This is a genomic window from Aedoeadaptatus ivorii (assembly GCF_030815095.1).
GTDB lineage: Bacteria > Bacillota > Clostridia > Tissierellales > Peptoniphilaceae > Aedoeadaptatus > Aedoeadaptatus ivorii.
On record NZ_JAUSWF010000003.1, the window covers coordinates 127061 to 149172 of the forward strand.

At 53.3% G+C, this 22112-nt stretch carries 22 protein-coding genes; 5 read left to right on the plus strand and 17 right to left on the minus strand.

Annotation, left to right across the window (positions count from 1 at the left end):
- The first annotated feature begins 18 nt into the window (after nucleotides 1–18).
- Genes nadC through QO008_RS03265 form a run of 3 tightly spaced genes read left to right on the plus strand, consistent with a single transcriptional unit; the run spans nucleotide 19 to nucleotide 2205 of the window.
- Nucleotides 19–882 (plus strand): carboxylating nicotinate-nucleotide diphosphorylase, encoded by an 864-nt coding sequence (nadC, locus tag QO008_RS03255; RefSeq protein WP_307384328.1) that lies wholly within the window; start codon nucleotides 19–21, stop codon nucleotides 880–882.
- Nucleotides 869–1408 carry a transcription repressor NadR gene (locus QO008_RS03260; protein WP_307384331.1) on the plus strand — a complete coding sequence of 180 codons (540 nt, stop codon included), beginning with the start codon at nucleotides 869–871 and terminating at the stop codon, nucleotides 1406–1408. The genes nadC and QO008_RS03260 overlap by 14 nt, the downstream gene beginning before the upstream one ends.
- The gene (locus QO008_RS03265; protein ID WP_126465678.1) at nucleotides 1405–2205 is read left to right on the plus strand and encodes an aspartate dehydrogenase; all 801 of its coding nucleotides are present in this window, start codon (nucleotides 1405–1407) and stop codon (nucleotides 2203–2205) included. Before QO008_RS03260 ends, QO008_RS03265 begins: the two co-directional genes overlap by 4 nt.
- 402 nt (nucleotides 2206–2607) lie before the next feature.
- On the opposite strand, the gene QO008_RS03270 is transcribed toward QO008_RS03265, so the two are convergent.
- The 10 genes from QO008_RS03270 to QO008_RS03315 form a co-directional block, all read right to left on the minus strand.
- Nucleotides 2608–5055, minus strand: coding sequence for an ABC transporter permease (locus QO008_RS03270; protein ID WP_307384335.1), 2448 nt, complete (start codon nucleotides 5053–5055; stop codon nucleotides 2608–2610).
- On the minus strand, nucleotides 5039–5719 hold the full coding sequence (locus tag QO008_RS03275) for an ABC transporter ATP-binding protein (RefSeq protein WP_126465680.1): 681 nt from the start codon (nucleotides 5717–5719) through the stop codon (nucleotides 5039–5041). Before QO008_RS03275 ends, QO008_RS03270 begins: the two co-directional genes overlap by 17 nt.
- A 35-nt stretch (nucleotides 5720–5754) precedes the next feature.
- Nucleotides 5755–6615 carry a sensor histidine kinase gene (locus QO008_RS03280; protein WP_126465681.1) on the minus strand — a complete coding sequence of 287 codons (861 nt, stop codon included), beginning with the start codon at nucleotides 6613–6615 and terminating at the stop codon, nucleotides 5755–5757.
- Between the two features lie 2 nt (nucleotides 6616–6617).
- On the minus strand, nucleotides 6618–7268 hold the full coding sequence (locus tag QO008_RS03285) for a response regulator transcription factor (RefSeq protein WP_126465682.1): 651 nt from the start codon (nucleotides 7266–7268) through the stop codon (nucleotides 6618–6620).
- Nucleotides 7269–7389: 121 nt separating this feature from the next.
- The gene (locus tag QO008_RS03290; protein WP_126465683.1) at nucleotides 7390–8286 is read right to left on the minus strand and encodes a glucose 1-dehydrogenase; all 897 of its coding nucleotides are present in this window, start codon (nucleotides 8284–8286) and stop codon (nucleotides 7390–7392) included.
- Nucleotides 8287–8377: 91 nt separating this feature from the next.
- The gene (locus tag QO008_RS03295) at nucleotides 8378–8977 is read right to left on the minus strand and encodes a DJ-1/PfpI family protein (protein WP_307384341.1); all 600 of its coding nucleotides are present in this window, start codon (nucleotides 8975–8977) and stop codon (nucleotides 8378–8380) included.
- 119 nt (nucleotides 8978–9096) lie between these two features.
- A complete protein-coding gene (locus QO008_RS03300) occupies nucleotides 9097–10161 on the minus strand; it encodes a DUF2871 domain-containing protein (RefSeq protein ID WP_126465685.1) in 1065 nt (354 codons plus the stop codon).
- Nucleotides 10148–10729: a TetR/AcrR family transcriptional regulator gene (locus QO008_RS03305; protein ID WP_126465686.1), complete on the minus strand. Its 582-nt coding sequence runs from the start codon at nucleotides 10727–10729 to the stop codon at nucleotides 10148–10150. Before QO008_RS03305 ends, QO008_RS03300 begins: the two co-directional genes overlap by 14 nt.
- Nucleotides 10707–11144 (minus strand): hypothetical protein, encoded by a 438-nt coding sequence (locus tag QO008_RS03310; protein WP_126465687.1) that lies wholly within the window; start codon nucleotides 11142–11144, stop codon nucleotides 10707–10709. Before QO008_RS03310 ends, QO008_RS03305 begins: the two co-directional genes overlap by 23 nt.
- 160 nt (nucleotides 11145–11304) lie before the next feature.
- On the minus strand, nucleotides 11305–12369 hold the full coding sequence (locus QO008_RS03315) for a methyltransferase domain-containing protein (protein ID WP_126465688.1): 1065 nt from the start codon (nucleotides 12367–12369) through the stop codon (nucleotides 11305–11307).
- 309 nt (nucleotides 12370–12678) lie between these two features.
- Between QO008_RS03315 and QO008_RS03320 the strand changes: the two genes are divergently transcribed.
- Nucleotides 12679–14559 carry a glycine betaine ABC transporter substrate-binding protein gene (locus QO008_RS03320; RefSeq protein WP_307384348.1) on the plus strand — a complete coding sequence of 627 codons (1881 nt, stop codon included), beginning with the start codon at nucleotides 12679–12681 and terminating at the stop codon, nucleotides 14557–14559.
- The gene (locus QO008_RS03325; RefSeq protein WP_307384350.1) at nucleotides 14549–15724 is read left to right on the plus strand and encodes a quaternary amine ABC transporter ATP-binding protein; all 1176 of its coding nucleotides are present in this window, start codon (nucleotides 14549–14551) and stop codon (nucleotides 15722–15724) included. Before QO008_RS03320 ends, QO008_RS03325 begins: the two co-directional genes overlap by 11 nt.
- A 170-nt stretch (nucleotides 15725–15894) precedes the next feature.
- Here QO008_RS03325 and QO008_RS03330 read toward each other — a convergent pair whose 3' ends face one another.
- From QO008_RS03330 to QO008_RS03360, 7 genes are all read right to left on the minus strand, one after another.
- The gene (locus QO008_RS03330) at nucleotides 15895–16353 is read right to left on the minus strand and encodes a copper amine oxidase N-terminal domain-containing protein (protein WP_307384353.1); all 459 of its coding nucleotides are present in this window, start codon (nucleotides 16351–16353) and stop codon (nucleotides 15895–15897) included.
- Nucleotides 16245–16670, minus strand: a complete 426-nt coding sequence (locus QO008_RS03335) for a hypothetical protein (RefSeq protein WP_307384357.1) — start codon at nucleotides 16668–16670, stop codon at nucleotides 16245–16247. Before QO008_RS03335 ends, QO008_RS03330 begins: the two co-directional genes overlap by 109 nt.
- Before the next feature lie 198 nt (nucleotides 16671–16868).
- Nucleotides 16869–17168, minus strand: coding sequence for an SdpI family protein (locus tag QO008_RS08040; RefSeq protein ID WP_407653957.1), 300 nt, complete (start codon nucleotides 17166–17168; stop codon nucleotides 16869–16871).
- A gap of 282 nt (nucleotides 17169–17450) precedes the next feature.
- Nucleotides 17451–18290, minus strand: coding sequence for an MBL fold metallo-hydrolase (locus QO008_RS03345; protein ID WP_307384363.1), 840 nt, complete (start codon nucleotides 18288–18290; stop codon nucleotides 17451–17453).
- Nucleotides 18291–18346: 56 nt separating this feature from the next.
- Entirely contained in the window at nucleotides 18347–19885 is a 1539-nt protein-coding gene (locus QO008_RS03350; protein WP_307384366.1) for a CHAD domain-containing protein, read from the minus strand.
- Between the two features lie 316 nt (nucleotides 19886–20201).
- Entirely contained in the window at nucleotides 20202–21707 is a 1506-nt protein-coding gene (locus tag QO008_RS03355; protein ID WP_307384370.1) for a pyruvate kinase, read from the minus strand.
- A gap of 192 nt (nucleotides 21708–21899) precedes the next feature.
- On the minus strand, nucleotides 21900–22070 hold the full coding sequence (locus QO008_RS03360) for a hypothetical protein (protein WP_307384372.1): 171 nt from the start codon (nucleotides 22068–22070) through the stop codon (nucleotides 21900–21902).
- Between the last annotated feature and the right edge of the window lie 42 nt (nucleotides 22071–22112).

The following is a 22112-nucleotide window of genomic DNA, read 5'->3' on the forward strand; positions in this document are numbered from 1 at the left end:
CGTCAGAAAGGAGATTCTATGCACATCCCTCCCCTCCCCCATTTTTTGATCGACAAACCCATATTGCAAGCGCTCAAAGAAGATATGCACACCGAAGATGTGACGACCGCGGCAGTGATCGCCGACGATCCCCACGCCGAAGTCACACTCTTTGCGAAGGCGAACGGAATTTTGGCGGGCATGGACGTATTCGCCCGGGTGTTTTTCCTTTTGGATGCCGGCGCAATCGTCGATGCCCACGCGAAAGACGGCGATGCCGTCCGCCCCGGCGATCGACTCGCCACCCTGCGCGCGCCCCTTTCGGTACTTTTAAGCGGCGAGCGGGTGGCGCTGAATTTCCTGCAGCGCATGAGCGGCATCGCCACCTATAACAAGCAGATGGTCGACGCCCTGGAGGGTACGGGCACCCGCATCGTCGACACCCGAAAGACGACGCCGAACTTTCGCCTCTTCGAAAAATACGCCGTCCGGATCGGCGGCGGAGGCAACCACCGCCACAACTTAAGCGACGGCGTTATGCTCAAGGACAACCACATCGCCGCCTGCGGTTCCGTGAAAGAAGCCGTGGAACGGGCGCGCGCCTACGCCCCCTTCGTCCGAAAAATCGAAGTCGAGACCGAAACCCTCGAAATGGTGGAGGCCGCCCTCGAAGCCGGCGCGGACATCATTATGCTCGACAATATGTCCCCCGACGAGATCCGCGAAGCCGTCACGCGCATCGACGGCCGCGCTATGGTAGAGCTTTCCGGTAATATCGACCTGAACTCTCTCCCCCTCTACCGCGACCTGGGGGCCGATATCATTTCCTGCGGCGCCCTTACCCACTCGGCGCCGATACTGGATCTGTCGCTAAAGGAGTTGCATACCATTGACGATCGATAAACGAGAACGACTGCAGAAATTGGAAGAAATCCTCCGCGCCGCCAAAGCCCCCATCTCCGGCGACGACTTGGCGGCACGCTTCGGCGTCTCGCGCCAAGTCATCGTACAGGACATCGGCCTGCTCCGGGCGCGGGACGTCCCCATCCTTTCCACCAATCGGGGCTACTATACCGAAAAGCGCGGGGGCAGCAAACGCGTCTTTAAGGTGCACCACAGAGACGATCAGATCCTCGAAGAGCTGGATCTCATCGTCGATCTGGGCGGCACCATAGAAGACGTCTTCGTGGACCACCGCATCTACGGCCGCATCTATGCGCCCATGCAGATCAAATCGCGAAAAGATGTGCGCGTGTTTATGGATACCATCTACGCAAGCGTCAGCACGCCCTTAAAAAACATCACCGACGGCTACCACTTCCACACCGTCTCCGCCGACGACGAAGAGAGCCTAAATATGATCGAAGACGCCCTCGAAAATGCGGGCATGTTGGTGCGGGGCGACGATCCCCGCCGGGAGGAAGCATGAAAAAAATATCCATCATCGGCTACGGCGCCTTGGGGAAAATCCTCACCCGTGCCGTCCTCGAAAAATTGGAGTATGCCTACGAGATCGCAGGCATATACGATCAAGCAAAGATCGATGCCCCGCAGGCGGGCGCAAAACCCATCCACGTCTATACTACCTTTGAAGAACTGCTGAAAGACGATGCCGACATCGTCGTCGAAATCGCAGGCGTCGGCGCCGTGCGCGCCTATGGGCAGAAGGTCCTCGCGGCGAAAAAAGACCTGATTATCACATCGGTGGGCGCATTGGCCGACGATCGCCTCTATGTTGATCTGCGAAAAGCGGCGGAAAAAAACGGGCGCCGCATTCACATCCCTTCGGGGGCGGTCGGGGGCTTCGATATCATCCGCACCATCGCCTTGATGGGCGGCGCCGATGTAGAGATCGAAAGCACCAAGGCGCCCAAGAGCCTAAACGGCGCGCCGTACTTAGAGGAAAGAGTGCTGCCCGCCGACGAGAAACGAGAAATCTTCGCAGGCGATGCCCGCGCCGCCATCGCGGGTTTTCCCAAAAACACCAATGTCGCCGTCGCCACCGCCATCACCGGCGTCGGCGTAGAAAAGACCCGGGTGCGCATTATCAGCGACCCCGAAGCGGCCGGCAACACCCACCGCATCCACGCCGAAAACGAGCGCGCCGCGGCGGACATCGCCATTACCTCCAAACCCGATCCCGCTAATCCGAAATCCAGCGTGACCGCCGCCTGGAGCGTGGCGGCCCTCCTCGCCGACTTGGCATCCCCGGTGCGGTTTTTCTAGGGAGGTAGGTAGAGTCATCATGCGGTCCGGCAGGGGATTCGTTGCGTAACATGTATAGAGAAAGAGATTCTTCGACTCGGAACAAAGTTCCTCGCTCAGAATGACAATAAGAGACGTGATAATAATTTGTCATCCTGAGCGGAGCGAAGCGGAGTCGAACGGATCTCGAGTTTGCTATTGCGGGTCGACTGTTCGTATGTTACCTATTACGGGTCTTTTCCCCCAAAACAAAACTGTACATCCTGCGGTTCCGTACGGCTTTCGTTGCATAACATTCCTTGGTAAGGGGCAGTTGCCCGTCGACCACCATTCGCCCCTCTACCACATCATGTTCCTCCGAGAAAATAATCCCTATCGAAACACATAAAAACGCCGCCGGAAAAGTCCATGCGGCGTTTTTGCTTATCGTATCAAAGACAATATCGAGGACCGAAGCGGTTTGTCGACCTCGCTTCGAAATATCATTAGATTCATGCCGTAAATAAGCGCGGCAAAAAGGGCAAACAGATCCCAGCGAAAGTATTTGATCTGAATCGAAAGGGGATAATTGCCGCTGAATAGATGCACATACAACATCATAACGGCGGTAATGCCCACGGCGACGATGAGCGAATGCAGCTGCTCCTTCGCATATTCTCGCACCATGCGTCGCCGAATGTCCGCTTCTTCCATGCCTTGGGAGCGCAATATGCCGATCTCCCGGCTGCGGTGCAGTATGCCGCTCTTTACCGAGGCGTAGGCATTGCTGAAGTTAATCAGTGCCACCATAGTGCCCAGAGCGCCCATCATCCACAATAAGGCTTTTAAGTCTTCGGATTCGAAGAAGTCTTGCTCGCCCTTGGTGCGCACTGAATAACTTTCGTCATAGGCGATATGTTGTTTGAGCCTGCGGTTAATTTCTCCCTTTACGGCCGCTTCCCGATCTTTCGGCACTTTTAGAAAGAGGCCGTACTCGCCCGCCGGAACGTCAACTTGCGCCTGCCGGTAGGCTTCGACGAAGTTGCCGCGTAAACGCATAAAGGTATCCAGATCGGTAAACATGCGCACTTGCAAAGGAAAAATCCTGTGTACATACTGCCGGGGCAATTCGTTCACCAATCGCACCGGCACGGTCTGTTGCAACGCATGTTCTTCTTCGGAAATGTCGTAGTCGATATGGTCGACTTCCTGAAACAAGGGAATCCACTCCGCATCGGCAATGGGCGCCTTGGGATCTTTTTGGGTGCGGTTGTAGAGAAGAACCTCCCCTGGCTTTCCTCCTATTTCCTGAAAGGCGGCTGGATCCAAACCCACAATCAGCCCCTCCACTCCGCCGAAATTTTGCATCACTTCGTCGAGTTTGGCAGCCCGCGCGGCATCGGAAAGCGGCGCATCGAGTGTGATGCGAATATATTTCTGCGCCTGCAAATATCCTCTTTCGTGGGGAACCTCTTCCTGTAGCCGACGCAGGATTCCGGGATACTTCGTACCATTTGCAAGATACGACACCTCCACATTGTATTCGCTATCGTAGGAAAAGCGCACCCGTTCGTAGGTCGCGAGTCCGTAGACGAGGCAAAGCGCGGCGAGAAGCGCAATCCCCACGGCGGATACATAGCGTTGGGCGCGCAGCACGGTTCGATTGTTGCGGGCGAGTTCTTTCCACAAGTCGGACCGACGCTTCTTTTTGCTCGAATGCATTTTTACATTGCCCCGTATGCCCTCGATAATCGGGATTTGGGCGATTCGCTTCGCCGGGGCGCGGATGGCGAGTAGAAGAATTGTGAGGGTCACGCCCACGACGCCGAGGCTGATCAACGGGTGATAATAGAAGCTGCGGCCGCCTTCTGCCGCCATGCGATCCGAAAGCAATACACCGAGCCCGATTCCCAGTATATGTCCCGCCAAGACGGGTGCCACCGCCAATTGCATGGCTTCTTTGAGGAGAAGACGATAGATCTGCCCATCGGTGGATCCGATGGACTTATACATAGAGAGTTTTCGGATTTTCTCGAGGCCCCAGACGGCGAATACGTTTTTGATAAAAAATACAAAGAAGAGTATGCCCAAAAGAAGTCCCAGCCCGCTTACGATGGCGGAACCATAGCGATCTAAAAAACTCTGCGTCTCCTCCCCCAGATGGTAGTGGTGAATCCAATGTTTGTCGAAGTTGAGGTGCAGATCGCCGCTTCCCGTCGCCGTGTAGATGTGCTCCACCAATTCTTTCCGCGCCTCATACGCCCTTCGGAAGTCGTGGAAACGAACGACGGTCTTTTCGGCTGTGGTGTGCGCATCAAAGGGCGCATAGGTGACGTGGATGCCCGCCTCGGCATTGTATTCGTTGCGGACGATACCGCTTACGACATAGCGACAGTCGCGCTTCTCGCGAAAGGCTTCTGCCCCGCTCCACGTCGCCTCCTCGGGGATCACCTTGCCGTCCACCATCCGATCTCCGAATTTCACTTCGATGGCATCGCCGATGCGAATGCCCCGTTCGGCACAAAGACCCGCCGAAATCGCGATCTCACCTTCGCCGCGGGGCGCGCGACCTTCATAAAAGAAGTCGTCGCCCATCAGCGAATAATACACCGCATCTACCGCTCTATGCACCAGTACTGCATCGCCCGTCATTGCCGATTCGGGTTTCCCGAGGGTCGATACCGCCGCCAATGCCTCTACCTCTTCGATTTTCTTCGTCTCTTCTGCCGACAGAGGACGATTGAATGCGGCGTCAAAGGGAAATTCGGCCCGCAAGCTTTGTCGCATGGCTTCACTGCTTGAATAGGCGCTAAAGAGAATAAATGTGTAGAAGATCGTGGTTACCAAAATGGCGATGCCGATGGGAAAGTTCTGCTTACGCATTGTACGCATCTGCCACCACCTTTCCGTCTACAAAGGTGACGATCCGCTCCGCCTCCATGGCGATTTTTTCGTCGTGGGTAATCAAGAGAATCGCCTGGTTTAGGCTCCGATTAAAATACTTTAGGATCTCGATGATCTCCTTGGAGTTTTCCCGGTCCAAGTTGCCCGTGGGCTCGTCCGCCAAAATAAGTGACGGTCGGTAGATCAGACTTCGGGCAATGGCGGCCCGCTGCTGCTCGCCGCCGGAAAGCTCGCCGGGAAAGGCATCGAGTTTGTCTTCTATGCCGAGGCGCGCCGCCAGTTCCCGAAGAAAGACTTTGTCGATCTTTCTTTTGTCTAGGACCAGCGGCAGTTCGATATTGTGCCGTATGGTGATGTCGGGTATCAGATTGTAAAATTGGTAGATGAGCCCCACCTTGCGCCGCCGATAGTGCGCCAGTTCCTTGCTCGATAGCCCGGCGATGTCGCGCCCTTCTATAAAAATTTTCCCCGACGTGGGCGTATCCACCCCGCCGAGCATATGTAAAAAGGTGGATTTTCCGCTGCCGCTCGGCCCCACCAGGGCGACGAATTCGCCCCGCTCTATACACAGACTCACGTCGTCAACGGCGCGCACGGTCCGCTCGCCCGCCCCGTATATTTTCACCAGATGTTCCGTTCGTATCAACTCCATAGTATGCCCCCCTATTCTGTGTCCATACTATGGCCCTAAGATGACTTTTCGGTGACACGATAAAATTTCATTACGAAACGCGCTCCCGCCGCCCCTTCTTCGACCTCGAGTTCTCCGCCGTTTTCTTCGGCAATCTTTTTCGCCATGGCAAGCCCCAGGCCGAAGCCGTCGGAGTCCGGTGACTTGTAGAATCTGCGAAAGATCTTTTTTCGCTCTGCCGCGGGGATTCCCCCGCCGTCATCCTCTACGGCAATAGAAGTATACAGAGGGTTCGAGGCGGAGGTGATGGCGATGCGGCTGCAGCCCGTTTGGAACGCGGCGTTTTTCAGTAGATTGATCAGCGCCTCTGAAATCCAATAAAAATCGCCGACGACGACCTCTTCGCCCATGTCGATTGCACAGGCAATATGCCGCGCATCTAACATATCTTCCACGATCTCTTTCGCATACGCCGCCGCTTCGGCGAGGGGAAAGGGCGCCCGCACCATGCCGCCGCCCGCATCGAGACTCGCGAGCTTTAACAGATCGTCCGCCAAGGTATTCAGCCGCAGCAACTGCCTATACAATCCCTCGCTTTCGTCCGCATTACCGCGCCGCTCCAGCTGCAACAGTATCCCCGCGATGGGCGTCTTGATCTGATGGGCAATGTCCTCTACATTCTGCGCCTGCCGCTTGGCAAGACTCTGCGTCTCTTCTCGCGCTTCTACCGCTTCTATGAACAGCTTTAAGATCTCGTCTTCGAGGATCGAAAAATCGTCCTGCGCCATTTCCGCCCGATATCGGCCCCGGTTCATACCCTCTACCGACGACAAAAGCTGCGCAATGCGATTTCTCTTTCTGCGCTCCAGATATATATACAGACACACAAGGCTCGCACCCCATAAAAAAACAACCATACTCACTCCATTCTGTACCCGATGCCGCGCACCGTGGTGATTACATCCTTTTCTGTCTTGTCCCGAATCCGCTTGATTGTCGCCGTCAAGGTATTGTCGTTCACGTAGTTTTCCCGCTCGTCCCAAAACCGCGCCAACAGCTGCTCTCTGGTAAAAATGCGGTTGGGATTACAGATAAAGTACGACAGGATCCGAAATTCCAGCGCCGTAAGATCGGCCACTTTGCCCCGGTATTCGATCGTTCCGCGTGTGGAATCGTAGCGGCAATCGCGATGGGTGCGGATTTTCCTTTCCCCCACCTCGCTTTCCCGAAGCCTCACGTCGATCCGCGCACGCAACACCCGCAAGTCGAAGGGCTTGGTGATGTAGTCGTCGGCTCCCCGATCCAAAGCGGAAGCGATAAACCCGGGATCGTCCTTTACGGTGGCGATGATGACTTTTGCGCCCGTCGCAGAGAGATAAGAGAGGAGTGCCATGCCATCGCCATCGGGCAGGTTCAGATCCAGTATCGCGAGATCATAAACCTCCTTTGGCAAATCATGCGCTGCGCGATACGAGCGCACCCATTTTGCGGCATAGTCCGCTTCGTTCAGAAATGCTTCGATCTCGGCGCCGATAATCGGATCGTCTTCTACAATCAGTATATTTTGCATGGCCTCTCCTTTCCAATCCTTTCGCGGTGGTTCGCATCTTCTTCCTATTATAATCCATCGCAACATAAAAACCCCGGGAACGGGAAGTCTTTCCCCATTCCGCAGGGTTTTCTACCCTATATCAACTGCAGACGAATTGGCCGCCGTTGATGTGGATGGTCTGTCCGGTGATAAAGCTCGAACCCTTGGCCCAGGCCAAGAATACATAGGCCTCCGCCAGTTCGACGGGTTGTCCCGCCCGCTCCATCAGGGTATTCTTTCCGAAATTTTTAACGTGATCCGCCTCGAAGGTAGAGGGAATCAGCGGCGTCCAGATGGGCCCCGGTGCGACTTGGTTGACGCGGATCTTCTGTTCCGCCAGTTGTTGGGCGAGGGAGCGGGTAAAAGCGGTGATGGCGCCCTTGGTGGCGGAATAATCCAAAAGCAGAATATTGCCTTCATAGGCGGTCACCGACGCCGTGTTGATAATGCTCGCATATGCCTGCATATGGGGAAGCGCCGCCTGCACCATAAAGAACATGGAGAAGAGGTTTGTGCGGAAGGTGCGCACCAACTGCGCCTCGTCGATGTCGAGTATGCTCTCTTGCGGGTGCTGCTCGCCGGCGTTGTTGACGAGAATATCGATTTTTCCGAAGGCGTCGACGGTCTTTTCGACGGCCTCTTCGCAAAACGCCTTGTCCCCCACATCGCCGGTGAGAATGAGCGCTTCGGAGCCCGCGGCGCGGATTTCCTCGGCGGTTATCTCCGCGTCTTCGCATTCTTTTAGGAAGACGATGGCGACCTTCGCGCCTTCTTTCGCGTAGGCGATCGCCACCGCACGGCCTATGCCGCTGTCGCCGCCGGTAACTACGGCGACTTTGTCCGAAAGCCGCCCCGCCCCCTCAAAATCGGCGTCGTATACGGGTTCGGTTTGCATTTCTTCTTCTACCCCGGGCCGCGTGGGCAGCTGTTCGCCGGAAATTTCTTTTCCGACGCGTTCCAGTTCGTCAAAATATTGCGCTTCGTCGAATTTCGCCATAGTCATTCTCCTTTCGTATGCCTTTTATTTCTCTTTTCCCTTATACCCGCGGTTGTGTATAAAAATATGAAATTTGCGTGTGTTCTCTCTGTTATTCCTTTTCTACAGCAAAAGGATCGGTATCGGGATTGCGATTCCAGATATATTCAATTTCTCGCGCTACGGCCTCTGCCGTGGATACGCCGTGATGGTCAGCAACAAATCCGAGTGCCATATCGATGCCGGCGGAAATCCCCGAGGCGGTATAATATTTCTCCGATATAGACCACCGCGCAGAACTCTGCCAGTTTACCTGTGCGTTCGTCGATATCACCCAGTCCCATGCCATTTTATTACTCGTCGCTTCCTTCCCGTCCAGCAATCCCGTCTTCGCCAACAGTGCCGAGCCGGTACAAACGGTCAGTACATTGGCTGCTTTTTGTGCAACCTCTCGCAATTTTCGAATAAATACCACATTCCGAATCAATTCCCTGGTCCCCATACCGCCCGGTACGAGCAGAATATCGAAAAGTGCAATATCATCGATTGCCTCGGTTTCTATCCGCGCTCCTTGTCTACTCACCTTAATGCCGCCTTCAAAAGACACATATCGCAATGTATAGCGATCGTTCATACGCCCGAAAACCTGTACGGGCCCAAAGGCATCCAGTGTCTCAAAATCGTCGAACAACAATACACATATTTTGTTCATAGCCACCTCCCAAATCATTTTACTGCGATACTGTATCTGTATCCGATTTTAATGTATCCGAACCTCAGAATTGCGAGCAATAAAAAAATCCCCGACGCCGATGCATCGAGGATTTACGGTTATGCGATTTGTCTCTGTCCTTTTTTGATCCGCACGAAGAGCCATATCAAGCCGACCCCCAAGAGGATGTGTCCCATGCCGGATACCCCCGAAAGCGCCGCTTCCGAAATCGTACCCGCGCCTTCTGCCACGACGTCGTAGATGCCGTAAGCGAGCATGGCGGCGAGGGTCCATACCAGGCCGATGTTGTAAAGATAAAACGGCCGGCGGAATCGCGCAAGCGTCTTTGCATCCGATGTGCGCACGAATAGATACGCGATCAAAAGCACCATCAAACCCAGCGCCAGGGTATGCACGTGAAGTTTGCTCAAATGGCTGGGGGCGGTATAACCGAAAAACTTGGTGAACTCCCGGTACCATACTCCGCCCACGAGGCCCATCACCCCAAAGGTAAGGGCCTGGTCCAAAATGCTCTCGGCGCCGAATGCGGGGACGAAGTGGCGGAATCCCACCACGACGATGCCCACATAGGCCAATGTCTTCGGCATCATAAGTGCCCCCACGGCGGGCCGGGTGTCCGCCCATAGGACGACGGGGATATAGAAGGCAAAACTCAAGAAGATCAGCAGGCTCATGTATTGGAGTCCCGCTTTGTGGCGATGGCGATAGGTCCATAGGATCAGGAGTATCCCCATAATCGCAAAGGGAATGTTTCGCACAATTCCCATGGTATAGTCGCCGGGCATGCTGCCCCAGCCATTTTGCGGCAAGAGCACGCAGACAATGCGAACCGCGGCGAGGACGAGGATCGCCGCCATTTTTTTCTTGTCCGAATCGCCGCTTTGGGCCTTGTAATAGAAGTAAAAGAGCACATAAAAGATCGTCATGGTAATGCTCGTCACAAATTGTCCCATAGAGAGGGCGCGTTCATAGGCGCCGAATCCGCCGGGACTCATATGGGAAAGGATGCGGGGAATCAGATGAAAGGCATCCCCCGCTCCCAACAGCACCGCCATCCAACCGAACAGCTTTGCCCCTTCTTTGCGGGTAAAGAGCAGGCGCACGCCCAACCCGATGACCACGCACAGATAGAATACATCGAATAAAGATTCACCGAGTGCCATCAATGTGCACCCCTCCTTTCAGCCACGCTGCGTACTGCTTATAGTGCCGCACAAATTCCTGCGCGTCCCACTTCTCCAAAAAATTTCGTTGAATCAGATTGTGCACGACGGCCTTTATAAACTGCATCTCTTCCCGATACAGATACCGATCCCTGTCGCTCGCACCGGCGGCCGCGCTCTTCCGATACGCCTGCCAGCCTTCTTCGAGCCCCGGGGTCCAGTACAAAAATCGGTTCTTATAGATGCCGTAATTGCCCTCGACAAACAAGATCTCCGCCAAGCGGTCGCCATATTCCTCCAGAGCGGCGAAGACGTCGCCCTCTTGTTCGGTCAATAGCGCCATAAACAGATCGTGAATGTCTACGGTCTCGCGGTCGAGGATGGTAAAATACGCCTCTTCGAGATTCTCGAAGTACTGGTAAAAGCTGCCGCGGGCGATCTCCGACGCCTCGACGATTTCCTTTACATTCGCCTCGAAAATCGTCTTGGTCTGAAACGTGTGCTTCAGCACCTCGAGAATCCGCGCCTGTTTTTCTTCGCTCAGATTATAAAAGGTCGCCTTGGGCATCGCATACGCCTCCCCGTGCAAACAGTTGACAGAAATACTTGACTCCGGCGGCAAAGAGCGCCGCACCGAGTCCGGTATAGAATACCGCAAAAAAGAGCGTCGGAAGCAACGCGGACTTGCGCAACAAAATGCCGAAAGTCATCATAAACGCCATAATCAAATAGCTCTTTTTGTCAAAAAACGACCACGGGCGAATGGCGGCCTCGTCCATCATTCCGATGCGCACGCGGTTTTTTTCTTGTAGCGACGAAAAGATCTTGCTGTAAAAAATAAAGCCGATCGCCGCACTTACGGGCAACCACCACAAAGCGGCGCCTTCTAATGCGATTTGTGCGCCAACGCCGATCTTTAATACCATAGATCCCGCCAAGATCCACAACAGACCGGCGACGGCTGCGAGTGTATTGCGTTTCAAAATAATTCCTCCTTTATAAATGACGATGTGTCATCTATGGTTTTAGTATATATGACACCGTGTCATTTTTTCAAGGGATTTTTTAATATTTCGCGATATTTCTGCACATTAGAATGTTGCGCAATAAAAAAAGACCGGGGTCTCTCCCGATCTTTTGCCCTTAACAGCAGCAGCTGCCGGATTCGCCTTCCGATGCGGATTCCGCCGCCGCGGGAACGCTGCCGCAACCCTCGAAGGGGCCGAAATGGCGGGAACGATCGCCGATGATTTCAAAATACTTGCCAAAGCGCGTATTTTCTACCATACAGCAACTATTGCCGCAGACGCGCAGCGGCAGATCCTTGATAAAGCGGTGATGGTCGTCCAAGTCGAAGTAATTTTCGCTCCCCAAGATCCCCCCGCGATAGATGGCCACTTGGCCGTATTCTTCGCAGATGTCTTCGATATATTCGGGGTGCTTGATGGCGCGAATGGTGGCGGAACTGAAGCCGATATTGCCGATCTTCTCCTCGATCTCGGCATTGCCGATGTCCGCCTTTACATTTTTGATATAGCGGAAGTCCTTCCAACCCACACTCTGCATCAGCCGGCGAAAGTCCTCGCTATACATGGCGCCGCCCAGGCACTCGCCGCGGAGCATTTCGTCGTTCGAAATCGCCTCGGGCACGCGGCGGTCGGCGAAGATGTCGGAGAAGTAGAGCTCGCCGCCGGTCTTCAGAACCCGCCAGATTTCGCGGAATACGGATTCTTTATCGGGCGAGAGGTTGATGACGCAGTTGGAGATGACGACGTCTATCGATTCGTCTTCGATGCCCATGGCGGCGAGGTCTTCGATAAAGCCTTTCTTAAATTCGACGTTCGAAGCGGAAAATCCGAACGCCTTGGCCATTTCGTCGCGGTAGCGCTTGGCGATAGCCAATTGATCGTCGTTCATATCCACGCCGATTACTTTGCCGGATTCGCCTACCAACTTCGATACGGTGTAGACATCGACGCCCGTACCGCAACCCAGATCCAAAACGGTGCAGCCCTCGAGCGCCAGCGGAATGGGAGATCCGCACCCGTAAAAGCGCTTTACGATCTCGGGGTGGATCTTCGCCTGTACCTCGGCGATATGTGCCGGCACCGCATCCAAGGAACAACAGATATTGGTCTCCATTGTCCCTTCTTTTTCTACAGTGATCTTGCTGTAATAGTCTTTGACTTCCTGTCTAATGTCGCTCATGGTATCTCCTTTTGTTTCTTAGTTTGCACCACATATTCTGTAGCGGCTCTGTAGCTTAAAATGACAATCGAAATATTTGCACTTAACCCGTATGTAATTTTATTATAGCACGATCATTGGCAGTAAAAACGTGCTTTGTGTGGGTCCACCGTCTCTAAACTTGTTCTTTTTGGTATTAACACATATAATTGCACTATGGTTTTCTTTTATTCTCGAGAACTCAAGAATATTTTGGGTATGCTTTTTAATATCAAGACGATTTTTCCTTTTAAGACGATTACACGAAACACACAGAAAAGGAGGCTGTATATGAAACGACGATCACTCGCGCTCGTTTTGGCAATGCTTACGATGCTCTTGTCGATTCCCGTCTACGCCGCTTCCGAAAAGGGAACCATTACCTTCGGCGATGCGGGCTGGGAGAGCAATAAGTTTCACAATGCCGTAGCGGGCAAAGTGGCCGAAGAGGTCTTCGGCTACGATTGGGAAGAGACGCCCGGTTCTTCTGCCGTGGTGCACGAAGGGCTGTTGATCGGCGAAATCGACGTGCAAATGGAAGAATGGACCGACAATCTGCCCAAGTACTTAGCCGATTTGGAGGCGGGCAAGCTTCAAGAACTCGGCATCAACTTCGACGACAACTACCAGGGCATTTACGTGCCCCGCTACGTGATCGAAGGCGATCCCGAACGGGGGATCGAACCCACCGCGCCCGATCTGAAGCACATTCGGGATCTCAAGCAATATCCCGAAGTCTTCGCCGATCCGGAAAACCCGTCGAAGGGCAGAATGTACGGCGCCATCACAGGCTGGGAAGTGGACAATATCTTACAGCGCAAGTTCGCCCACTACGGCTTGGACGAGAGCTTCGTCTACTTCAGCCCCGGTTCCGACACGGCGCTGCAAACCGCGATTATCGATGCCTACGACAAGGGCGAACCGGTGGCGGCCTACTACTGGGAACCGACGGCCCTTTTGGGAATGTACGATATGGTGCTCTTGGAAGACGAACCCTATCGCGACGAAGCCGCGTTTAACGCCGGCGAAACGGAACTGCCGCCTATGCGGGTTACCGTCGGCGTAAGCAACGCCTTTTACGACGATCCGAAAAACGCCGATATGGTGCAGTTTCTCGAGAAATACCATACCTCCAGCGAACTCACCTCCGAAGCCCTCGCCTATATGGAAGAAAACAAGGCGAACTACGAGGAAACGGCGGAATGGTTTTTGAAGGAACACGACGAACTCGTAGACGACTGGTTAAACGAAGAAGACGCCGCCACACTCCGCGAAGCCCTCGATGAAAAGGGCGGCAAAGGGCGGCGCTCTATCTACGACTTTCCCGTTCAATTGCCCATAGACTTCACTGCCATCGATAAATCCGTACGCGACTTCAGCGTCAAACACGACGGGTTCTTTGGCGCCGTCACTCGCGGCCTTACGGACTTCGTAAACGCCATTCAGTCCGTACTGGAATTTATCCCCTGGTTCGTGCTGATCGCGGCGGTGTTTTTCGCCACGTGGAAGCTATTGGGAAAAATTTCTACCGCCCTCCTCTACGCTGTCCTCCTCTTTTTGGTAGGCGCCGTGGGCTATTGGGATATGATGAATGAAACCTTGGCGATCATCATCGCATCGGTACTCATTTCGCTGTTGCTGGGCTTTCCCCTGGGGGTATTGATCTCCGCCAGCGAACGCGCCGACCGCATCGTGCGCCCGATTTTAGATACCATGCAGACCATGCCCGTCTTCGTGTATCTGATCCCCGCGCTGCTCTTCTTCGGCTTGGGAAAAGCGCCCGGCGTCATCGCCACCACAATCTATGCGGTGGTCCCCATGATCCGACTGACCAGCCTCGGCATCCGCGGCATCGACCCCGAAGTCGTAGAGGCTTCGGTCGCATTCGGCTCCACCTGGATGCAGTCGCTCCTCAAAGTAAAGATCCCGCAGGCACTCCCCACCATAATGACCGGCATCAACCAAACCCTGATGATGGCGATCTCGATGGTCGTCACCACCTCCATGATCGGCGTACGGGGCTTAGGCATGGAAGTCTTAGACGGCGTCAACAAAATCGAGATCGGCCGTGGCCTGATTTCGGGCATCGCCGTCGTCATTATCGCCGTCATCTTAGACCGCATTACCCAAGGTTTTGTAAAACAAAGCGAGGTGAAACACGATGGAAGATAGCATTCTTCGCGTAAAAGACGTATCCGTCGTCTTCGGCCCGGAACAAAAAAAGGCGCTGGAGATGAAAAAATCGGGTCTATCAAAAAGCGAAATCTACCAAAAGACCAAAACCACCGTCGCCCTCTATGGCGCAGACTTCGAAATCTACCCCGGCGAGACCTTTGTCGTCATCGGCCTATCGGGCTCCGGCAAGTCGACTTTGGTGCGCTGCTTAAACGGCTTAAACGCCCCCACCACCGGCACGGTTGAATTTCACGGAAAGGACATCTTTCGGTTCAAAAAAGACGATCTGATCCGCTTCCGCCGGGACAGCATCTCCATGGTCTTTCAGCAGTTTGGGCTGATGTCCCACCGCGACGTGTTGGGAAACGCCGAATACGGTTTGGAGATCAAGGGCGTGCCCAAGGAAGAACGCACACAAAAGGCCATGGAAATGCTCGCCATGGTGGGCCTGGAGGGCCACGAGCACGAATCCATCGCGAGCCTCTCCGGCGGCATGAAGCAGAGAGTCGGCATTGCCCGGGCCCTCGCCAACGACCCCGAAATCCTATTAATGGACGAGCCCTTCTCCGCCTTAGACCCCTTAGTACGCAAAGACATGCAGTTTGAGCTTCTCACCATTCAAAAGAAACTCAACAAGACCATCGTCTTTATCACCCACGACATCAACGAGGCCTTTAAGCTCGGCGATCGCATCGCTATTATGAAAGACGGCGACATTATCCAAATCGATACCCCCGAAAAAATGATCACGCACCCCGCCAACGACTACGTGAAACAATTTATCGACAGCGCCGATATGACCCAGGTCCTCACCGTGTCCAATGTAATGGCGCGGCCGGACAGCTTGGTAAAAATCAGCGACGGACCGGAGGTCGCCATCGCCGCCATGCGCAGAAACAACACCTCCAGCGCCTATGTCCTAAGCGACGATATGAAACTCATGGGACTGGTAAACGTCTACGACACCCTGCGTGCCGTGTGCGAATCCCTGCCGCTGGAAGAAATCCTTATTACCGACCTGCACACCACCGGCCCCGATACCTTGCTTACCGATATGATGGAAATGGCCACCGAAACCCCCTACCCCATCGCCGTCGTCGACGACGACAACAACTTTCTGGGCATCGTGTCCAAGGTGCACGTACTTTCCTCAATCGTATAAGAACAGAACTTGCAAACGGGAGATCCCCAGGGATCTCCCGTTTTTTCTGGAGCCAATAGCGGCAAGTAGAGTCTGCGCTTCACAAACGCCCCCTTTCCCACCAAAGTCCTTTTGTTTCATTATAGCAATCTGCCGACACAAAAAAAGCCCGGATTCCTCCGGGCCTTTCTCTATTGGTCCTCTGTGCTTTTTATGCTCTTTATCATTTCGTCCATCAACTTTTGGTAGCGATCGGTACCGATTCCCTCTTCGGGAAAGTGCAAGACGATATATTTGCCGTCCGCATAGCGCAACACCCGATCTTCGAGATTCGAAAGCGGCGGCTCATCTTCGGCGGCGATGGTAAACAAAGTGCCCGGCTCGTTGTCGTATTGGCCCAGCGCTTCTTTCGCCGTAAAGACATACTTTCCGCCGATCTCGTTATAATCGACGGCATCGAGCACGATCAGAGAAATGCCGAGAGGATCGAGACTCTCGGCAAACTCCGTCACCGCCCCCGGGTTCGGCCGCTTGGCGACGATCACCGTGCGGTTCTTTCCGTCCCAATCGACGATCCCGCCCAGCGCCTCTTGCACAAAGCGCACCGGTATGTATACCGTCCCGCCGTCTTCGAAGGGCGCGGCGTCCATGGCCGTGGCGTTCCCGTTTGCGGTATAGGCCTTCTCGCGATTTTCATGGCAATCTGTTTGTCGCCTGCGCGAAGCGTTACGGCGCCGTCGCCGCTTTGCTCCACGGTATAGCCGAAAAAGTCTTCGCAGTTCGCCAGGGAAAGATACGTTCTGCCTTCGCGAATGGGGGCGACCTCTTCTGCGCCGTATTGGCTAGCCGCCAAGTTCATGCCGTTTACATATACGGAAACGGCCGCGCCCCCCTCTCCCCATACTGCCGTCGGAATCAACACAGCTGCACACAAAAACAATAACAATCGTCTCTTCTTTGCGTCCACACTACCCCTCCTCCGGTATAGTTTTTTCAGGTATGCGACGAAATGCCGCCGAGCCCTTTTGCTCGCCCCCATCGTATCACCCCCCGGAAAAAACAATGACAAATTCTTTATTTTACTTCTACTTTCAATTCCGGGACTTCCCGTCCTCGTCAAAGCACTGCCGCAAGGCAATTTCCGTGGGCAGGATGGCGCCGAGCATCACCGCGACCTCTGCAAAAGAGATGCCGAACACAAAACCTTCCTGCGCATCTCCCATTTGATTCCACGCAAAGAGCAAAACAAAAGCCCCGCCACAGCCAAGACAATGTCCGTCACCAGCCAAATTTTGCCGAAAAACTTTTGCGCGAATTGCCATGCCTCCGGGCTTTTCATTGAACGCTTTGTGCGGTACCCATACGCCGGATTGATTTCCTTCGGCCCCCGTGCATACAAGAGCCAACCGAAAACGATCATTACAATGGGTACGAGCAAAACACCCATCGCCACAAGAAATACCATACGTCCCTCCTATCGCAAATCTATTACTTCATATTCGAAGTATATTGTATGGAGGATAAGAATTCAATGAAGTTCGTCCGGCATATTTTTAAAAAAACAGAGCGAAACATCGCTCTGTTTTTATAAATTGGTTTTATATTGTTTATACGCCCATAAACAATTGCAATACATCTTTTTTGATCTCGGAAAACGCCACGGTGGCGGTAATCTCCAAGGAGCGCGGCCGACGCCGATAACAACTCATATGTTACGGCTTATATGCTCCTGCGATTCGCTCTTCCCTCACACTTCCATGCTGGTATGGGGCAGTTGCACCACGGTATTCACCCCGTGTTCTTCACAGTAGCGCACCAGGTGAAAGGCGACGCGATCGGTGCGCTCGGCGATTCTCGGCAGGCGCTTAACGGGACGGTTTAGGGACACGAAGAAGTTGTCCCAATGAATGGGGACGACGAGTTTTGCCGCTGTGCGTCCTATGGTTTCGTCGAAAAACGCCCGCCGCTTTTTGCAGCGCAACCGTCGATACCCCGCCACGGCCAAAAAGAGTACGTCGGCCGGATAGCCTTCGAGCTGCCCTTCGATATAGTTGCCGCTGGGGTGAATCAAATAGCGCTTTTCGCCGTTTTGCACATAGAAGTCGTAGGAGCCGCCTTCCTTATACTTTCGCAACCGGCTCGGCCGGGCGAGGGGCGCCTCGATCTCCTCGCCGATGTCGTCGTGAAAGGCGACCGGGCGGGAATGGAGAGACGGTATCACGGTGATCTCAAAATGGCCGATGCGATAGCGTTTGTAGCCTTCGAAGACGGCAAGTTGTTCTGTGGGCACGCCCCCGCCCAAGCCCACATTTTTGGTGGATTCGCTGCCATACAGGGTGGCCCCGCAACGCCTGGCGATGTAGGGCGCATCGATCACGTGGTCATAATGGGAATGCGAAATAAAGACGGCCCGCAGTCGATCGATGCCGTGGGTTTCGAACAGATCGTCGATCAGATCGCAATCGGTGTCGACCTTTCGGAACAGATAGCGCCCTACCGTCGGGCGGGTAAAATTTGCGTCGAAGAGGACTTGATCCTCGCCGTCGTCGAACAGCAAAGTGGTGGTGCCGAAATTGGTGATTTTCATCCTTTCCTCCTCGAATTTATTGCACAATCCCAAACCTATTGAAGAGACTACTATCGTTATAGGAATTTATTGAATAGAATCGACGCCAACAGAATGACGACGGCACCTACGACGAACAGCTTATACTTGGATGGGTCGTCGAAATAGACCGGCGCATCCGGCTCGATTGCCGCGTCCGCCGCCTCCGCTCGCTCCGCAGGGCGCTCGCCATCTTGCGCCTTTTCCCCATCCTCGATCTTGTCCGCGCGCTCCGGCGTCTCGGCCTGCGCGTGTGTGGAAGCAGGCGCCGTCGACTCTTCGACGACTTCGCTCTTTTCTTCCGCGGCATGCGGATTGGAATCCGCCGTTTTGTTTCGCAAGCCGAGATCGTGGAGCAACTGATTTTCCCTCTGTTCTTCCTTTTTTATAAAATACGCCGCTTCTTCCAAGGCCTTATCGTCGAAATACGGCTCGAGTTCTCGAATGGCCTCCCGATTTCTCAGCGCGTCGCACACTTCCCCCAGCACGGTCTGCCGCTTTTTGGCCTTTTTGTGGTGCATCACTTGGGTGAGGGTGGTGTGGTCGTCGAAGAACTCGGTGACGTATCGGTATTTTTTACTTTTCAGCCGAATTCGATGCACAAAGGGCAGGTCGAATTCCTCCATGCGCCACAGCGCCTCGAGGGTATAGCGATACCAATTGTGCAGCCTTTGGTCCAACAGGAACACGCCGTCGATTTCGTGCCAGTCGGACATACTCAGGCTGTGCATAAATGTATTTAAGCCTTCTTTTAGCTCTTCGCGAATGCGATCGGTCTTTAGGAGCGCGAGTAGCCGTTCCTCTTCTCGCTTCCGCTGTTCCATTAAGGCGTTCTTCAGGTGGACTTGCTCCGGCTCTCTCACCTTGTCCCACTCTTCCATCAACACGTCCAGTTCCCGCAAGAGTTCCGCGTCTCTGCCCTTTTGCCGGAAGATATCTTGAATTTTTGCGTAGGACGAAGGATTCAATATGGGTTTTACCATAGAAATTAACGCCCTAAATCGGCGAATGGAGACCCGGTATTGGTGCACGGATTCGACTTCCCAAGGTTCTCGAATAAAGGTATCGAGGTTTTTGAGAATCTTCTTAAAGCCCTCTTCGATTTTCGGCAAAAGGAGCTTTTGCAGCGAAATGTCCGTTCCCTTACGAAACGGCACCACGATTTCTTCGGGATAGGCAAAAAATATCAGATCCTTTGCCCTATAAATCCACTGCACCGTTTCCCGCCCTGTCGGGTCTTTCTTCGAAAGTACCGCCATGTGATCGTCAAAATCTACCCTTTTTCCGGTTGCGGCATATAAATCCGCCGATAGCCGTTCGGGCACGTCCATGAGAATGCGGCATTCGTCGTCTTCCGAAAAAAACAGCTCGTTTTTCGGTTTCAGCGCGAGCTCTCCAAATACGCCCGCAAAATCTTCCGCCCGCGTTTTGAGACTGCTGTCGTAATACAGCGTCTTTTTACAAGGGGGCAGCCCCAAGGACAGCGCCTTGATCCGATTGATTTTTCTCTTTGTTTTGCCTTCGGCATTTTCTTTCGGTCTATATAATGCAAAAGGATATATTCTTAGTATGAGCATCCTGTATCCCTCCGATTTTGCCACAATTATATACTATAAACTATAAATAGTCATCTATATGGCTGAATCCTCTGTTTTGTTTCGCCTGTGTATAGGCGATATGAGAAATAGAGTACTTTTTTCTTATCAGCCACTTTCTCGTTACACACCGTTATTTTATTGCATAAAAAAAGACCGCTGAAAAAAACGGCCTTTCCGAATAGATCATATATAGAATTGCCCTACATTTTCATAGGGGCTCTTTTATCAAATACTGCAGTCTTTTTGGGTACGCAGGGCATACCACTTATACATCTTACATAAACACCGTCGCGCGTTACTCGTGAGAATACGCAATTCCCAAGGCTCTGAGCATATAGGTCTTTTTGAGCTTGTGGTACTTTTGCTTTTCCAAGATCCGGCGGACCATCTCCACCCCTTGGGGCAGGTATTTGCCCTTATTGAGCATAATGCACTCCGCCGAAGCGCCTTCGGCAACGTCGGTGATTTCCGCTCGCGTGGGGATGCCCCGTTTGATCAGGTTCGCCAAAACTTCAGTGGCCCAAATCACGGGAATATTGGCCGCTTCACAAATCCACATAATCTCCTGTTGCAGCTCCGACAGGCGCACATAGCCGCATTCTACCGCCAAATCCCCCCGGGCGATCATTACACAGAGCGGATTTTTCCCCGCGCCTTGCAAAATGATCGAAGCCAAGTTGTCCACAGCTTGCACCGTCTCTATCTTCGCCAAGATCGGGATTTTTTTGGCCCTTTCTCCGACTTGTCTTTCCATTTCTTCCTGGATCATTCTCATATCCTGGGCATTTTTCATAAAGGAAAACCCAATGATATCGGCATGCTCCAAGGCAAAAGCCAAATGGACCTTGTCTTGTTCCGGCAACACATGCAGGTCGAACCGGGACTTGGGAAAGTTAATGCCCTTTTCCGACTTAATCCGGGTATCGGATCCGTTTACCTTGTGGATATATAGGGTCAGACCCTGCGCATCTTTTTCCACCACCCGGCATTCCACAGTTCCGTCGTCAATAATGACCTCTTCTTCTACTCGGATATCTGCGAGGATTTCCGGTACCGTCATTCCCACCACCAACTTACAGTGCGGGTAATTGCCAATTTTTGTCGTATCCTTATCCAGACGAATCGAATCTCCCGCCGCCACCTTCGGATTCTTTTCGGTGGTATAGACCCACGACGTTCGAATTTTAGGACCGGCCATCTCCATCGAAATCTTTACTTCCCGACCAAATTTTTTCTCTGCTGCCCGTACCCTTTCGATCATTTGGGTCCAAATCTCTTCGTCGTCGTGGGAACAGTTGATTCGGGCGATGTTCATTCCGTTTTCTACCAGCTTGTCGACAAACTTTTGGTCGTCGGCGGCTTCTGTGGGCAGAGTCGCCATAATGCGAGTGTAATTTTTCGACTCGGTAGGACCGAAAATCTCCAAAGTATTTTTTGCCAAAATCTCAGGTCCCTCATAGAAGCGGGCAATTTTCGGATGGAACACGGTTTTTTCCGCACCTGTAATATCCTCGAGGGTAGCTACCAGGGAATCGAGCGTGGCGAGAGTCTTCGCCTCCAACCGCCCCAAAGACGAAAGACCCCAGGGAATTAGGGCCTCCTGCAAATCCCGAAGGTCCCTTCGGCGAACGGCGAGATAGTGAAAGAGGTTTTCCGCCGAGGGTAGAAAATCCTCCCTCTCCAGCTCCTCATCCCAAAGGGCTATATCCCGATCCCTTTCGTCCATCACATCCTGTCGTAACTTTCTGACCCGGACCAACAGTTCCCGCGCCAATTTCATCTCATCCGCACCCTTATCCATGCCGGCCTCCTTTTGCTATGGATTGTATTCCTATTCGTTCTTTACTACATTTATTTATACCTATTTATAATTGTATCATGCTTAAAAATATTTGGAACGCTATAAAGACTTTCGATGCGCCATATGTAGCCGGCGAATCATAACTTTACGTAATTTTAACGGCAGATATGCTTATTTTGATAATTTATTAAATTACTTTGTCTCCGCTGCAAATGCGATTCGTTGCTCTTCGGTATCTTCCACCGCATCGACGCCAAAGGGAATAATGCAACGCGGCGTACTATGCGCTTCATCCGCCGGCTTGCCGAACAATACGCCGCGCACCGCGCCAAATACGCCGGCGTCGCGAAGGGTCTCCGTCATCCTGCGAAACTTCTCGGGCGTTCCTGTTCTTTGCCCTATATA

Bases quoted from the DNA above. Each gene is read 5' to 3' on its own strand.
- QO008_RS08040 (WP_407653957.1), bottom strand. From the start codon at position 17,168: ATGGTATTTCTTGTGGCGATGGGTGTTTTGCTCGTACCCATTGTAATG.
- nadC (WP_307384328.1), top strand. From the start codon at position 19: ATGCACATCCCTCCCCTCCCCCATTTTTTGATCGACAAACCCATATTG.
- QO008_RS03350 (WP_307384366.1), bottom strand. From the start codon at position 19,885: ATGCTCATACTAAGAATATATCCTTTTGCATTATATAGACCGAAAGAA.
- QO008_RS03265 (WP_126465678.1), top strand. From the start codon at position 1,405: ATGAAAAAAATATCCATCATCGGCTACGGCGCCTTGGGGAAAATCCTC.
- QO008_RS03290 (WP_126465683.1), bottom strand. From the start codon at position 8,286: ATGGCGAAATTCGACGAAGCGCAATATTTTGACGAACTGGAACGCGTC.
- QO008_RS03325 (WP_307384350.1), top strand. From the start codon at position 14,549: ATGGAAGATAGCATTCTTCGCGTAAAAGACGTATCCGTCGTCTTCGGC.
- QO008_RS03270 (WP_307384335.1), bottom strand. From the start codon at position 5,055: ATGCGTACAATGCGTAAGCAGAACTTTCCCATCGGCATCGCCATTTTG.
- QO008_RS03345 (WP_307384363.1), bottom strand. From the start codon at position 18,290: ATGAAAATCACCAATTTCGGCACCACCACTTTGCTGTTCGACGACGGC.
- QO008_RS03360 (WP_307384372.1), bottom strand. From the start codon at position 22,070: ATGACGGAGACCCTTCGCGACGCCGGCGTATTTGGCGCGGTGCGCGGC.
- QO008_RS03285 (WP_126465682.1), bottom strand. From the start codon at position 7,268: ATGCAAAATATACTGATTGTAGAAGACGATCCGATTATCGGCGCCGAG.
- QO008_RS03320 (WP_307384348.1), top strand. From the start codon at position 12,679: ATGAAACGACGATCACTCGCGCTCGTTTTGGCAATGCTTACGATGCTC.
- QO008_RS03275 (WP_126465680.1), bottom strand. From the start codon at position 5,719: ATGGAGTTGATACGAACGGAACATCTGGTGAAAATATACGGGGCGGGC.
- QO008_RS03330 (WP_307384353.1), bottom strand. From the start codon at position 16,353: ATGGACGCCGCGCCCTTCGAAGACGGCGGGACGGTATACATACCGGTG.
- QO008_RS03280 (WP_126465681.1), bottom strand. From the start codon at position 6,615: ATGGTTGTTTTTTTATGGGGTGCGAGCCTTGTGTGTCTGTATATATAT.
- QO008_RS03305 (WP_126465686.1), bottom strand. From the start codon at position 10,729: ATGCCCAAGGCGACCTTTTATAATCTGAGCGAAGAAAAACAGGCGCGG.
- QO008_RS03315 (WP_126465688.1), bottom strand. From the start codon at position 12,369: ATGAGCGACATTAGACAGGAAGTCAAAGACTATTACAGCAAGATCACT.
- QO008_RS03295 (WP_307384341.1), bottom strand. From the start codon at position 8,977: ATGAACAAAATATGTGTATTGTTGTTCGACGATTTTGAGACACTGGAT.
- QO008_RS03355 (WP_307384370.1), bottom strand. From the start codon at position 21,707: ATGGATAAGGGTGCGGATGAGATGAAATTGGCGCGGGAACTGTTGGTC.
- QO008_RS03300 (WP_126465685.1), bottom strand. From the start codon at position 10,161: ATGGCACTCGGTGAATCTTTATTCGATGTATTCTATCTGTGCGTGGTC.